At 60.1% G+C, this 13940-nt stretch carries 15 protein-coding genes; 6 read left to right on the plus strand and 9 right to left on the minus strand.

Annotation, left to right across the window (positions count from 1 at the left end):
* Positions 1-72 precede the first annotated feature (72 nt).
* The 7 genes from CWO91_RS31340 to CWO91_RS31370 all read right to left on the minus strand — a co-directional run bounded on the left by CWO91_RS31340 (position 73) and on the right by CWO91_RS31370 (position 5556).
* Positions 73-1305, minus strand: a complete 1233-nt coding sequence (locus CWO91_RS31340; RefSeq protein WP_130219208.1) for an HlyD family secretion protein — start codon at positions 1303-1305, stop codon at positions 73-75.
* Positions 1298-1750 carry a hypothetical protein gene (locus CWO91_RS31345; protein WP_130219210.1) on the minus strand — a complete coding sequence of 151 codons (453 nt, stop codon included), beginning with the start codon at positions 1748-1750 and terminating at the stop codon, positions 1298-1300. Before CWO91_RS31345 ends, CWO91_RS31340 begins: the two co-directional genes overlap by 8 nt.
* A 78-nt stretch (positions 1751-1828) precedes the next feature.
* Positions 1829-3061 carry a DUF1254 domain-containing protein gene (locus CWO91_RS31350; protein ID WP_245471441.1) on the minus strand — a complete coding sequence of 411 codons (1233 nt, stop codon included), beginning with the start codon at positions 3059-3061 and terminating at the stop codon, positions 1829-1831.
* Between the two features lie 580 nt (positions 3062-3641).
* Entirely contained in the window at positions 3642-4055 is a 414-nt protein-coding gene (locus CWO91_RS31355) for an HdeA/HdeB family chaperone (RefSeq protein WP_433995590.1), read from the minus strand.
* A 73-nt stretch (positions 4056-4128) separates the two neighbouring features.
* Entirely contained in the window at positions 4129-4386 is a 258-nt protein-coding gene (locus tag CWO91_RS31360) for a hypothetical protein (RefSeq protein WP_208753095.1), read from the minus strand.
* Between the two features lie 46 nt (positions 4387-4432).
* Positions 4433-4741, minus strand: a complete 309-nt coding sequence (locus tag CWO91_RS31365; protein WP_130219216.1) for a hypothetical protein — start codon at positions 4739-4741, stop codon at positions 4433-4435.
* Positions 4738-5556 (minus strand): DUF2092 domain-containing protein, encoded by an 819-nt coding sequence (locus CWO91_RS31370; RefSeq protein ID WP_245471442.1) that lies wholly within the window; start codon positions 5554-5556, stop codon positions 4738-4740. Before CWO91_RS31370 ends, CWO91_RS31365 begins: the two co-directional genes overlap by 4 nt.
* Positions 5557-5721: 165 nt before the next feature.
* Between CWO91_RS31370 and CWO91_RS31375 the strand changes: the two genes are divergently transcribed.
* On the plus strand, positions 5722-6690 hold the full coding sequence (locus CWO91_RS31375) for a helix-turn-helix domain-containing protein (RefSeq protein WP_130219218.1): 969 nt from the start codon (positions 5722-5724) through the stop codon (positions 6688-6690).
* 298 nt (positions 6691-6988) lie between these two features.
* Positions 6989-7432, plus strand: coding sequence for a recombinase family protein (locus CWO91_RS31380; RefSeq protein ID WP_130219220.1), 444 nt, complete (start codon positions 6989-6991; stop codon positions 7430-7432).
* A 67-nt stretch (positions 7433-7499) separates the two neighbouring features.
* Here the strand turns inward: CWO91_RS31380 and CWO91_RS31385 are convergent, their stop codons facing one another.
* The gene (locus CWO91_RS31385; protein WP_130219222.1) at positions 7500-8282 is read right to left on the minus strand and encodes a hypothetical protein; all 783 of its coding nucleotides are present in this window, start codon (positions 8280-8282) and stop codon (positions 7500-7502) included.
* Between the two features lie 1189 nt (positions 8283-9471).
* Between CWO91_RS31385 and CWO91_RS31395 the strand changes: the two genes are divergently transcribed.
* From CWO91_RS31395 to CWO91_RS31410, 4 genes are all read left to right on the plus strand, one after another.
* Complete coding sequence (locus tag CWO91_RS31395) at positions 9472-9924, plus strand: cupin domain-containing protein (RefSeq protein WP_130219224.1); 453 nt, start codon at positions 9472-9474, stop codon at positions 9922-9924.
* Positions 9925-10179: 255 nt separating this feature from the next.
* Positions 10180-10668: a hypothetical protein gene (locus tag CWO91_RS31400; RefSeq protein ID WP_130219226.1), complete on the plus strand. Its 489-nt coding sequence runs from the start codon at positions 10180-10182 to the stop codon at positions 10666-10668.
* A gap of 331 nt (positions 10669-10999) precedes the next feature.
* Positions 11000-11971 (plus strand): PAS domain S-box protein, encoded by a 972-nt coding sequence (locus tag CWO91_RS31405; RefSeq protein ID WP_130219228.1) that lies wholly within the window; start codon positions 11000-11002, stop codon positions 11969-11971.
* A 48-nt stretch (positions 11972-12019) separates the two neighbouring features.
* Entirely contained in the window at positions 12020-12400 is a 381-nt protein-coding gene (locus CWO91_RS31410; protein ID WP_130219230.1) for a nuclear transport factor 2 family protein, read from the plus strand.
* Positions 12401-12619: 219 nt separating this feature from the next.
* Here CWO91_RS31410 and CWO91_RS31415 read toward each other — a convergent pair whose 3' ends face one another.
* Entirely contained in the window at positions 12620-13816 is a 1197-nt protein-coding gene (locus CWO91_RS31415) for a hypothetical protein (protein WP_130219232.1), read from the minus strand.
* Positions 13817-13940: the final 124 nt, after the last annotated feature.

Here is a 13940-nt window from a genome sequence, read left to right on the forward strand (position 1 = left end):
TCGCGCGAGCGAACATCATGCTGAGACGCTGCCAGAGCGGCGTTAGTCGAGAGGGTCTTCGTTGTTCTTTTTTTAGTGGCCGCTCAACACTAGCGTCTTGACCGGCAGCAACAGCGCTTGGATTCGCAGCAGCAACGCATGCACGAGGCCCGTCGCATCGACCGCATGCAGCGCAAAGCCCTTGAGCGCGCCGGTCTCGGGGGCGGCGATCAGGTCGTGGTTGCTGGTATAGGCGTTGACGATGCAGCTCGATCCCGGCGTGACGCCTTCGAGGCCGCCCTTGTAGAGCGGTTCTAGGAACGCGAGGATCGTGCCGGGCTGCCGCAGACTTTGCGTGTCGACCAGCGACTCGCCGGCGCGGATCTGCCCAGCGGCGATATAGTCCTGTACATTGGTGACTACGAGCGGAATGATCACCCAAGGTTTCGAGATGCAGGTTGCTTCAGCGATCATGCCTGGCTTCATGACCTGAGCCTCGATCTGGCCGAAGCCGGCCTGCAGGACGCTTCGACCGGCGCCTTCCGGGATCAGGATGCCGGCGGGCCGCATCATCTGGTTGACGACGTCGCCCGTGCGGAGCGTGAATTGCTCGACGCGGCCGTCAACGCCGGCACGAACGTAGGTCTTTTCGAGATCGACCTGCGCCTGTTCCTGCGCGGCCTCGGCACTCGCTCGCTCTGCAGGCAGTAGCGTCGAGATGCGCAAGGCAGCCGATTCCTTCGCGGCATTGACGGCATCGAGACCGGACTGCCGTTGATTAACCACCACCTGCAGCTTCTCGATATCGCGCTGCGGCACGATGCCGGGATTGCGGCGCTGCAGCTCGCCCTTGGTGTCTAATTCGTCCTTGGCCTGCTGCAGCGAAGCCTTCGCTTCTCCGACCTGGGCCTCGGCCTTGGCGACGTCGGAACGCGCGCTGATGAGCGCCGCATCGACCTCGGCAACCTTCCGCTTCGCGGTCTCTAGCGCCGCCTTCTGCTTCGAGCTGTCGAGCCGAAACAGCACGTCGCCCTTCTTCACGGCCTGGCTGAAGCTGGCATTGACCTCCGCAACGCGCCCCGCCCCCTCGGGGAGGATCGGTATGGTGCGGTAATATATCGCCGCCGACGCTGTCGACGGATGATAGTAGAAGATCATCGTGATCAGCGCGACCGTGAGCATCAGGCAGCCCGTGATGCCCCAGCGCAGCTCGTACCAGACCGAGAAGAACGTAATTTCCTTGCCGAAGCGCCTGCCCTGCCAATAGCGGCGGTAGAGGTAATCGGGGACAATCGTCACCAGTGAGCAGATCATCAGCTCAAGCATGGCTGTGCACCTCCTGCTTGGCGGCTGCTTGCTGCCTTCCTTGACCGTCAGCCTGCACCGCAGTCGTTTCGATTTCTTCCTCGGCAGGCGGCGCGCCCGGCGTGGCGTCGGCGATACGTTCGACCGATCCGGCAATCCGGCGTATCGGCGTGACGAAATCCGGCAGGTCGATCATGGCAAGCAAGAGTCCCGCGATCCAGAAGATGTGCATGTGGGTGAACAGCGAGATCAATCCGAGCACGGCAACGACCTCGACCTGCAGCTTGTGCGTCCGGTGCGCCATCCGCTCCGGCAGGCTGTGCAGCTTCCAGTACAGGGTGCCCACCCACAGGATCAGTGCCACCAGGAAGATGCCCATCACCACCATCAGGGTATCCGACCCGTCGGGGCCGGGAATGAAAAACGGCATGTGGTGGGGGGCTAACGGATGGATCTGTTCGCTCAATACTGTTCTCCCGTCGGAAGCCCTCGAGGGCCTCTAAAGGCTTCCCACTTTGCGTGGACCATGCCGGCCAGCCGCTCGTCAATTCACCAACTCGAAATCACCGGGTTTCCAAGACTTGTTGAACCACGGCTCGAGCGGTCCGTACAGACGCAAGAGCGAATTCCATCCCTTGCCGGGTACCGTTTCGACCCAGTTGCTTTCCTGGCCGGCCGGCGCCTTCGGGCCGAACCAGATCGTGGCCGAGCCGTCGGCATTCTTCTTGATGTTCGGCTGGTTGCTGTCGATGCCGGCGAGTTTCTGGTTGGTTTCCAGCATCGAGCGGGTCTGATTGTCGTAAACGGTGAAAGACCAGAACTGATTGACCGGGACTGGCGCGGGCAAGATGATCTTGTAGGTCTTGCCGCCGTCGAGGTACTTCCCCTGGGAATCGCGGGCGGAATACGCGTAGGCAGAGCCGCTTCCGGGTCTTGCTGCCGCCATCGCTGGCGTAATCCCCGTCGCGTAATAGTGAAACAATGACCGCGCATCCAGATTGTAGGCGCCGTTGTCCATGAACTGATAGCTGCCGCCCGGAAAAGCCGTCCCCCATTCGCGGTCGGGATAAATCTTCACGGCCGGATCCCGCGGCGCAAATACGGTGGCGCGCGCTGCGGCATTGGCGACGGCGACAGCGTCCGTGAGAATCGCCTTCATGCGGGCATCCGGAGCGAATGGCTCGCCTTTCTTGATGCCGATCGCGGCAAATAGACCCATCGTTTCCGGTCCGGCAAATCCCGCCGGCTCACTCTGGACGACGGCGTTGAGCTCTTCATAGAAATGGAAGGTGTTGGCGTGAACCGTATTGAACTTCACGCCGGACGTGTTGACGAACTTCTGCGCGGGTGGCTTGGCCGCAGCCGACAATGGGTAAACGGCCGCGCTCGCCTTGACGCCTTTGACGGCGCCGGCGATGTCGCCCTTTTCGACAAAGGCGCGATAGAAAATGACAACACCGTTGGTCTTCGGCCGCGCAACGAAATAACCGTCGTCCGGCACAGCGCCTTTGTAGGCAGGCGGAACGAACAGGTACTTGCCGCCCTTGCCCTTGTCGGGCCCGGTGAGGCCGATGTCGGTGATCCAATGGAAGTAGGCGTCATCCGCAGGTCCAAGCACGTTGGGCGGAACCTGCACGACCATCGGACCCTTGTTCAGGTCGAGGCATTGAAGCACATAGACGGTCGTCGAATTCGGCGTGAGGAATATGGAGCGCGCGTCCATCAGATCTTCGGTAATCCCGATGGCGCCATTGCGCCCGACTCCGACGCTGCTCAAGCCCTCGCATAGCGCGTAAACCGATGCAGCCGGCATACCCGACATGAAAGCTTCGACCCCCCGGCCAAAATCAAGCTGGTCGTAAACTTTCTCGACCGTCTCCTTGTCTGGCAAGCCGTCGAAGAACTTCAGCGCCCCGATTCGGGTCTGAACAGTGTCCGGCGTGAGAATGTATGAAGGTACGTTCGCTGAGTATTTGGGCTGCGGCTTTTCCTGAGTCGAAGGCCGGAACGACGGTCGACGCCAAGAGGGCAACGAGCGCCATATGAGATAACTTCATTCGGATCCCCCTAGGTGAAGATTTTGGAGTCACACCGGCGATAGGTCCATGCGTCAGCATGTCATATGTAGCAACACGTTGCCTGCGCCTTTTTCGAAGCCGGCGGAGCGCGACAGCCAAGCATCGCGCTCCGATTGCGCCGTCACAGAACCCGATATCATCCGGAGCATCTGTTTGTGACGACGATGGTGACTGGTCGCCAGCGATCTGAACCTGCTCAGGTCGGGCCATAAGACGCGGCAATCAGACGGCCAGCCTCGTCTTTTTTTCGCTCTCAAGATGGTTCAGGCTGTCGCACTCTCACTTCTTCATCTTGGTGCCCGCTGCGCGGTAGTCCTTGAAGACCACGTCGATCGCTTCGATGATCTTCTTGTCCTGATTGGCCTTGCAATGGACGATGACTTCGTGCTGCAGGGATTTGGCGCGGGCGACCTGCATCACGTGCTTCTTGGCAAGGCCGTTGTACCAACCGCTGTACCAGGCAGCGAGATAGTCGGCGTCTTCCTGAAACGTGTTCGCCAATTGGGCGCACGTCAGCTTTTGAACATCGAGATAGCCGTCGCGGTCCGCGTAGGTTTTGAGTTCGACCTGGGCCAAAGCCGGTTCCGCAGTGAGGATAACCGGACCGCATAGGATGATTTTCTTCGCAATCATTCGGACAATTCCTTCTGTTGTTGTGACCTCACGGCGCGTGGTTTTCGCAGCGTCAGACACGAGTCCGCTACGCTTCGAGCAATGGATCGATCGACATGACGGAGCGCGGCTCCGAAAAGGCGGTCTCCACCGTTCAGCGCCTGCCAACCCGATTGACCGGACCGCCACGGTTCATCGGTGTTCCTGGTCGTACCCCCACTCCCGGGGCACCGACGCCTGGCGTCACCACGGCCCGCGCCACCGGCCGCGGCCGCAACACGACGCCGGGCCTGACGACGCAACCAGCGGGATACGCGATATACTGGCAGTAGACGACGGCGCTGGCCTGTTCACTGCTGGCGGTCATCAAGCCTGCTGTCAGCAGGACAGATAGTGCGATCGAACGCTTCATCGTTGCCTCCTCCCTTGTCATTCTTATTGTCAGCTATGAACTGGTCTCACCGGCAAACGGTGGCGATCCGTCCATAGGCGTCCACGACCTGCCTGCACGCGGGGGCGACCACCACGGGCGCAGCCACGACCGCCGCACCTGCCGCTACCGCACCGACTGCCACGGCCCTGCGTGTGGTCCGGCGGGCAACGCCGGCATAACTCATCGGCGTCAGCGGGCGGCCGACGCGCGCCTCGGCGGAAGAAACGAACGCGGCTTGGGGGCCAATCGGCAGTTGACCGTTCCACGACAGGACGGCGGAGCCAAGCATGGCACCAAGCGAGAGACGAGCGAAAGCGGTGAGACTACGGTTCATTTCTTTCCTCCTGCCATGGTGGTGCCTTGAGGCACTTCGTCGATGTCGCCGAGTTCGCCGATCGCGATCTTCTTGGCGGCCGGGTCCGGCTTGAACGCAAAAGCATCGGCCGCGACGTCCGCCTTCCAGTCCCTGATCCGGAGGGTATATTGCGGCGCTTGGGCGATGCCCTTGCTGGTGATGACATATTTGCGCGGGATCGGCCTAGCGCCGGATTCGATCCATATCTGCCAGTCGGTCTCCATGTTGCGGAAAGCAAGATGGTCGCACTCGACGCCGTCGATGACGCCCTTGCCGATCACGGCGGCCTCGACCACGTCGAGCGTCATGACATTGAAGAAGTTGGACAGCAGCAGGTCAGCGCCGGGAGCGACCACACCGTGCTTTTCCCGCAGAACATCGATCAATTCCTCCGCGGTACCCGGCGCTTCGATCTGAGCGTAGTCCTTGCTGTCCTTGTTGTTTACGGTCAGCATCTTGCCGTCGAACACGATCTCGACGTCGCGGTAGCCGCCGGTGCGCGTGGCGCGCAGCTGGTCCGGGCGGCTCAATTGCACCTGACCGGAGCTGGTGAACTGGATTTTCTGCAGTTGCGAAGTGACGACTTCGATGTCGGAGTCATAGGTGACGGAGATCGCCTTCTGGCTCACCACATAGTCCGTCATCGCCTTGAGGAGTTTTTCGGCATCGACCTGCGCGCTGGCCTGCGACACGAGGGTGACGCTCGCGGTCAATATCGTGCCGAGCAGCATTGGCCACCGGATCACTTCGTGCATCTTCTTCATAGCGCGGCTCTCCCAGTTGAATGTCATCATGGGGGTACCTTCCTTCTTCCGCCGTAGAGTGAGGCACCTCGATGACGCTTTCATCTCACACGGGCAGAAAGCGGGACTATCCGGATTCTGCAAAACCGGATGCGGACTATCCGCTTTCTGCAAGTTCTCGTGTAAGCTGGGCCGGCATCACAAAGGGCAGCATCAATGCCGGGTTCGCTTGAAGGACAATCGACAGGGCCTCAGCTCGTCGAAGGGAGGTTCGACGACATCGATGCGATGGCGGCTAGTCCGCTGTCGTGGAATCAGGAGTACGAGCAGATCGGACGCGGCCGCTTTGAAGGGCACCTGATCCAGCTTCTGATGGGTCGGCTCCAATTGGCCCGCGTGCTGTGGTCGCCCGGCGTGCTGCAGCGCGGCGCAGCGCCTGCCGGCACCTGGGTGTTCGGTCTTCCGCTTGCGGCAGAAGGCTCCCTGCATGTTCGCCGGAGACCGGTCCGTCCCGGAGAACTCATCGCAGCTACCTCACACGACGATGTCGGCTTCACGGCAACCGGACGAACAGACGCGATGGTGGTGGTGATGCCCACGCCGCTGATCGATCGATGGGTCCAGGCGCGGCGAGGCGTGGACAAGTTCAACGTCGACCTTCCCTCGCCACGCTGGCAGGTGCAAACAGAGGAAATGACGTGGCGCGCGTCCGCATTATGCAGCTTGCTTGAATCTCTGACGAGCAAGCCGGACCATCTGGCCGGAGCCGGCCTTTCAAAGGTCGAGGAACGCATATTCGATGTCATCCTCGACATGATCCCGTCGGCAGAAGTCATCGAGCCGTTGCACAGCCGCGCCCGCATAGCGCGCGAGGTGCTGAAGGTCCTGAAAGAGCGGCTCGACGATCCGCCGAGCATTACTGATCTCTGCATTGCCGTCGGCGCGCGGGAGCGGACACTGCATCTGAGTTGCGTGGAGGCTTTCGGCCGCCCACCAGCGACGCTGCTCGCCGAACTGCGGCTCAATGCAGTCCATCGCGCCTTGTCCCGTCCGGTAAGGGAAACGAGCGTCACGTCCGTAGCCGTGAGATACGGCTTTGCGCATTTTGGACGCTTCGCCGCCGCCTATCGGCGTCAATTCGGCGAACTGCCATCTGTGACCTTCGCCAAGGCTCGCGGCGTCTGAAAACCCCCCGTTTCCCCGAAGCATCCAAATGAGGGACCTAGACGTCAGTTATGGGTCAGAACGCGAAGAACTCAGGTTGAGCAAATCTAGTCCGCTTTGCTCAACGACCGGACTTCCGACCGCCGAGGCGCAACTTCGCAGATGGGCCACAAGCTAACTCTCCTCGTGCGTTCGGGCCTATCGGTGCTTACGTTAAGACAGAGAAGCTGACGCTAGTCGACCCTTCTATAGACTGCAGATCAGCGGCTATTATCGCCTCCAATCGGCACCACTGCTGGGGTGGGCGCGAGAGAGCGCCATGTCGAAAGCTCTCGTCGCACACAGGCATCAACTCCCCCTTTCACAAAAGATGTGCCGCGCGGCGCAATACGTCCGCATGTCTACGGACTATCAACAATACTCAATTGAAAACCAGGCAGCCGTAATCGCCACGTATGCCGCACTTCATAAGTTACCGATTGTTCGTACTTATCGTCATGAAGGCGAGAGCAGGCTGAAGCTCACTAACAGGCAAGGTCTGATCGACTTGATTGAGGACGTTCAATCTGGTCAGGCGGACTTCGGCCATCTTCTCGTTTTTGACATCAGTCGGTGGGGACGCTTTCAGGACGTTGATGAGAGCGCGCACTACGAGTTCATCTGTCGCAAGGCGGGCGTGAGAGTGGACCTCATGGGTAAGCTAGTCGAGCGTAGCGAAAGGCACCGCGGGGCGACAGCGGGCCAGATGCGAAAGTCTGAATAGGAGCCGCAGTCAACGGCGCCCGTCTCCATAGCTTTAGTTTCGGCCGCAGGAGCAGGTCGGTCGCCGCTTAGCGCGACCATGGCCACGCGAACGACGGTTGCGGTTTTATAGCTTGCGGCCTGGCAATTGGCGCCGGCTTTGGCGCCTGGGCATTGGCCGACTGCCGCGGACGCGGCAATGGTACTTCCTGCATGACCTTTGGCTTTTCTGGGATCGCGTTCGTAACTTCAGGCATCATCTCCTTTGGCGCTGAGGCGTTCGCCGTGGCGCGGGCGAGTTGCTCCTGGTTTGCGTTGAGGCGATCGGTGAGCGTTTGACTTTCGCGTGCCATCTGGATCTGGATCCCTTTGACGTCGTCGATGACACGGTTGTTACGTGCGAGTTCTTCCTGGCCTGTCTTGAGTTGGCGCGCGACATTTTCATTGTCGTGGACCAATTTCTCTTGCGTCACGTTAAGCTGTTCGACTGCTTGCCTCAAGGCAGCGAGATCGCGCGTCATCGACTGCAGCTGCTGAGTCAAGTTGGAAACCAGGGCCATTTCAGACGGCGCCGCGTCTTTCGGCGCCGCAGCTTCTCGGGGGCCACGCGTCAGGGGTGCAGCGTCCGAAGGGGCCCTCATCGCCGGTTCAGCGGAGGACGACCACCACCACCAAGCAGCAAACGATACAGCCAACAGAGAGCAGACGAAGGCCACGTGGGGCTGTGTCGTCGATCGATGGTTCGTTGCCGGTGCGCGAGACGTCTCCATGGTCGGCTGGACCGAGGGACCGTCTTCCGCCTTGCGCGCCAGGTGCGAAAGCTCCTCAGCGATCTGCCGTTCCGCGACGCTGTCGTCTTGCGTGGAAGCCATTTGGTGCTCCATAGGAACCCTTGACGATGGTGCTGAGTTTCGTTGTTTAGCACAGTTTTAGCCTGTGCGCTCGGGCCGACGCTGCGCGCGAAGGCGCCGTGGGCAAATGAGTCCGATCGCCGAAAGTTCGAGGCTGATCGAGGCAGGAAAAAGCGCCTAAACTCCAGAGCGGCGTGTGCTTATGCCGACGTATGACGTCGAGTGGCAGGCTCGCGTGTCTTGCAGCGGCCGCACTCAACCTCCAGCCAGTCCGCCACTTAAGCATTGATCGATCGTCGGGCAGGGCTGCGCAGGGCCCCCGTAGCATTCCATGCGGACGGACCAGGCTTCCGCCTCCGCCCGGTCGGCTTCTCGAACGGCCTCGTGGGTGCGCTCGCGGGCTCCTTGCGCGTGGATCATCGCGCCCATAATTCGGCCGCTCCAGATTACCTCTCCACACTTTTCGCGGAGGATTCCGCAGGTAGCTTGTGAGGCGAGCCGCAGCCGAGAGCCCCACACCTCACTTCGGTCAAGCGCGACTGAGCCTGGCGGCTCCCGCAATCTAATGTCTCAACGTGGCTCGAACTGTAGAAGTGGCAAGCTCCGCGCGGAAAAAACGCCGCGCGCTCTCGCGGAAGAGGGGCGAGCTACTGGTCCTTGGTTCTCGCCGCGCCGAGGATATCCGCTCCTCTACACTCCCCAGTGCAAGTAGCTAGAGCTGCATAGATTTCAGCTGAGTGTCTGAGCGTCGGCATGAATTACTACGGCCACTTGCTACAAAGTTAGTGGCTTCCCCAACGCTGGCTCGAGCTAAGCCTGGCCGCGAAGGCGCCAGTGCGCGAAACAAGGACGACTTCGGCGATTGCATTTTGCATCGGCGCAGCCGCGTTCTATTCTTCCCAGCCATCAACGATGCGGTTCTGGACAATGCTCAACTAAACGCGGTGGAGGGCCTGCACCCCAACGCTGCCGGAAACAAGGCGATCGCCGCGCAGATTCTTCCAACAGTCGAGGCTCTCATAGATCGAGCGCGTAGGAGATCGTGATCCCACTATTTTGCCGATTCGGTGAAGGTCGCAGAGTATTTTCGTTATTGGCTCTTAGCCGAACCACGCTGATGCGGTTGTGCTGTCGGCCCTCATCGGTGGAGCGGACCCAGGGCCGCGCTCAGTTCTTCCAGCTCCGCAACAACATTGAGGAGGAGGTTAGGATGAAAAAGTCCTTTGTCGCCGCCACTTTGATCGTGTTGGCAAGTTCTGCGATGGCTCAAGATGCGATGCAGGTGGTCAAGCCCGATGGGCTGACCTGGATAGAACATCCGGTCTTCAGGGGCGCGCATACCGCCATCCTGATCGGTAACCCAACAAAGGCCGAGACGATCGTTCAGCGGGTGAAATTCCCGCCGAATTATAAAGTGCCGCCACACATCCATCCTGATGCCGAGGTCGTCACCGTGATGAGTGGCAGCTTTGGGAACGCCATGGGGGAAAAGTTTGATCCCGCGAAAGGCGAGATATTGAAGCCGGGCTCCGTCTTCGCGCTGCCGGCAAAGCACCCCCATTATGTTTGGACGACAAACGAAGAAACGATGGTCCAAATTGTGTTCACCGGGCCGGGTGGCATCGAGTTCATCGATCCAGGCGACGATCCGCGCAAGAAGTAAAAACGAAGCGCCGAAGCATAAAAAGAAACCACCTCAATCGGTGGCCTCTTTCAGGCGCGATGTCGGCTGTTGCCCCTTTGCCGACCAAGCTACGTCCGCTATTGAGCGTAGGCCGGACGTTAGCCGCGTGCGGCGCCATAGCCGCTTGTGACCCTGAACGGACTTTCGATCTGGCAGCGGGCGGGCTCTCGTTTACCCATTCGACCGGGTGTAGAGTGCGCATCAGTAAGAGTGCACATAAGTAAGGAGGGCGTGATGAAAAGTGCCTTTCTTTCAACCCTAATCCTTGCACTTTCGACAAGCGCCGGCTTCGCACAACAGCCCGCGCAGTGCCGAAACTTCGAGGCTACAATTGCACTTCAGACGACCAAGGAAGGTTGCTTAAGCCAGATCGGCCTTTGCACTGTCGGAACAGTCATCAGCAACGAGCCCGCTCTCAGCGGCGCAACGTGGCTTTTCACGGCGCACGGAATGGCCGAAACGGCAGGACTGCCATCGTTGCCCAAAACACTGCAATCTTACGCGGGAACGGTGCTAGTGACGGCAAAAGGGGGAACATTCGCGACCAGCACTGCCGGCGTGTTCGAAACCGAGTCGCCGGCCTTCAGCCAACTGGATAAGATCGTCAAGGGAACCGATCGATTCAGCAACTCCACCGGTCGGCTCATTTTTCTCACCGGCATCGGTCGGCAGGGCGGCGGATTTGATTCGCACGCTCGCGGCGAGTTGTGCGTGAACGAGTAACCAGGCCGGTCCGGTAAATAGGTGGAGCTGGAGACGCGGGGCAACAACCGCGCGACGTTGAGATGGAAGTATCTGTTGGCGATCTCCGAGCCAAGCCTTCAATGTCGCCTGTTGGCCCCCAAACCGAAGAAGCTCGAGATGCCGCGCAGGTCGGCTGGCAAGGGTAGACCGGACTCGCCGAGCGCGAACCTCGACCGCCGCTCGTGACCCAAAGGCGACCTCATGAACTGGCACCAGATTTCTACGTTGGCGGGTCGATGCTGGACGGAACATTGGTGCTAAGATTTTGCCGTCAAGGCCCACTGAGCTTCTCGACCAGGGGAACATCCCTATGACGCGAAATAGCGACTTTGAAAATGCACTTCGGGAAAGTGAGCAACGGTTGCGCTGGCTCGCCTCCATAGTCGAATCCAGCGACGACGCGATTGTGAGCAAGAATCTTGATGGCATCATTTTGAGCTGGAACAGGGGTGCCGAGCGCATCTTCGGCTACTCGCCCAGTGAGGCAATTGGTCAGCCCATTACGCTTGTTATCCCTGAGGACCGGCAAAGCGAGGAGCGCGAGATACTCACTCGCATCAGGCGAGGTGAGCGCATCGACCATTTTGAGACTGTTCGCCAAACTAAGCACGGCAGCCTCATTGTCGTTTCGCTGACCGTTTCTCCTGTCAAGGATTCCAGCGGCAAGATCGTTGGCGCATCAAAGATCGCGAGAGATATCACCGAGCAAAAGAAAAATCAGGAGATGATCACGACATTGGCACGCGAGGCCGAGCACCGCAGCAAGAACATGCTCGCGAGCGTTCTGGCGGCAGTTAATCTTTCTCAATCAAGCTCGCCGGAAGATCTCAAACAGACGATTGTTGGGCGGATCGAAGCGCTTGCGAGGGTTTGCTCGCTCTTTGTCGCGACACGCTGGATAGGCGCCGATCTATCGGCGATTGCCGAACAGGAACTCGCTCCATATTCGGGGAAGGGACTGCTGATGGATGGACCGCATATCGTGTTAGAACCCGGCGTCGCTCAGGCAATTGCCATGACGCTGCACGAGCTGGCCACCAACGCCGCGAAGTACGGTGCTTTGTCCCAGTCCAACGGCCAGGTCCACCTGCAATGGTCGCACGAGGCTCGCGGTCAATTGGATCTACGCTGGACCGAGACGGGTGGTCCTGCCGCGCAGGAACCCACGCGAAAGGGCGTTGGTGGCCGCATCATTGAAGGAATGATCACTCAGCTAAAGGGAAAAGTTCACTTTGACTGGCGCAAAGACGGACTTGTCTGCGAAATTACACTGCCGGTCTGAGATCGCAACAAGCCCGATAGAGCCGGGAGGGGTAGGTGGGAGATTGAGATGGATGATCGAACCGTGCGACTGGCGTTGGAGCGCCATTGGGATGCTTCGGACACTAGCGACTTTAAGACCGAACACGAGATCTATCACGAGGATGCTGTGCTTGATTATCCGCAATCCGGCGAGCGGATACGGGGCAGGCACAACATTCAAGAGAGCAGGTTCGTCCAGCCAAACAAGAAGCGTTTTACGGTCCGGCGAATTATCGGGAGCGGCAATCTCTGGGTCACTGAATTCGTGCTTACCTACGACGATATGTCATCATACGCGGTGAGTATCATGGAATTCCGCGAAGGACTGGTTGCCAACGAAACGCAATATTTCGCCGATCGGTTTGACCCTGCACCCTCGCGTGCGCATCTTGTTGAGCGAGTGAGCTAGCAACGCCCTGCCTTCGCGACTGCTCATGGCCCATCGCTTCCGTTGACGCAGTGCAGCGACATGTCGGTTCACAAGGGTAGGCCGGAAGTTCGCATCCGAGAGCCAAACCGACGCGATTGACCCGAATCGGACGTTTGGCAATCCGACAAGAGACGTCGTGCGGGAATCGTCGAACAGCTCGCTGCAAACAGAAGGGATGGCCCGCAGTTCAATGCAGCCTCAACCCCTCCATCCGGCCTTACCCAGACCGTCGACGAGATGCGCGTGGTCTTCTGGCCGAAACCACGGAGCTCTGTTGCGGACATACATATCTAATGCCCCCGGTGCGCGCGAGACGGCCTTTTCCAGTTCTTCCTTCGCTTCCGCTGTGCGGCCAAGCTGGCCCAGCGCCGCCGCGGACCAGCGGTAGATCATCGGAAAATTGGGATACGACCGGATCAGGCGTTTTGCGGCCTCGATCGAAGCCTCGTATTCGCCGCAGAAATATAAACCGCACGCAATGTGCAACAGGCGGACCGCCAGATAGGGATCGCGGGGATCGAGCCTGATACACACGTTGAGAGACGTGACCCCCTCCTTGTGCCGTCCGGCAAAGATCAGCGTCGCGCCTCGATGGCCATGCGCGATCGCCAGATTTGGACTCATAGAGAGAGCTCGCTCGATCTCCGCCAACGCATCGTCAGCCTCGCCGCGTGCTTGCAAGGCCCAGCCAAGGCACGAACGGGCTTCGGCATCGGCACCATCGAGCGCGACCGCCCGGCGGGCCAAGGCCTCCGCCGAGTGTTGCGCGTCTCGCAGGCCAATCTTCTGGTAGAGCGCGGCCGCTTGCAGCTGGTACAGAGCGAGCGCGCTGTAGCTGCCGCTGAAGGTCGGGTCGAGATCGATCGCCTGTCTGAAGAATTGCTCGGCGCTCTCATCGTCCTCTGCGGTCGCTTTGCTCAGATGCCACAGGCCGCGCTGATAGGCGGCCCAGGCATCAAGGCTGCCCGGCGGCCTGCGCATGGCGCGTCGGAGCTCGGCGTCTGCAATGGCGGGGGCGAGCGCAGTCGTCAGCGCTTCGGTAAGCTCATCCTGCACGGCGAAAACGTCCGCGAGATCGCGGTCGTAGCGCTCGGCCCATACATGATTGCTGGTCGCCGCCTCTATGAGCTGCGCGGTCACACGGATCCGGCTGCCGCCCTTGCGCACGCTACCTTCGAGCACGTAGCGGACGCCGAGCTCGCGCCCGACCTGTCTCACATCAACCGCTCGCCCCTTGTAAGTGAACGACGAGTTCCGTGCGATGACGAACAATGAGGGATAACGCGATAACGCCGTGATCACATCTTCGGCGATACCGTCGGAGACGAATTCCTGCTCGGGGTCGCCGCTCATATTGGTCAGCGGCAGCACGGCGACAGACGGCTTGTCAGGCAACGCGAGCGCCGGAATCTCGCGTTTGGGCGTCGCAGTCCGCGGGCCCGGGTCGATGATGATGCGGTAAACGTGGACAGGCCGGGCGATGTTCTTCAGAGTTTGCTCACCCGCTTCCTCAACGTCG

The organism is Bradyrhizobium genosp. SA-3 (genome assembly GCF_004212635.1).
Lineage (GTDB): Bacteria > Pseudomonadota > Alphaproteobacteria > Rhizobiales > Xanthobacteraceae > Bradyrhizobium.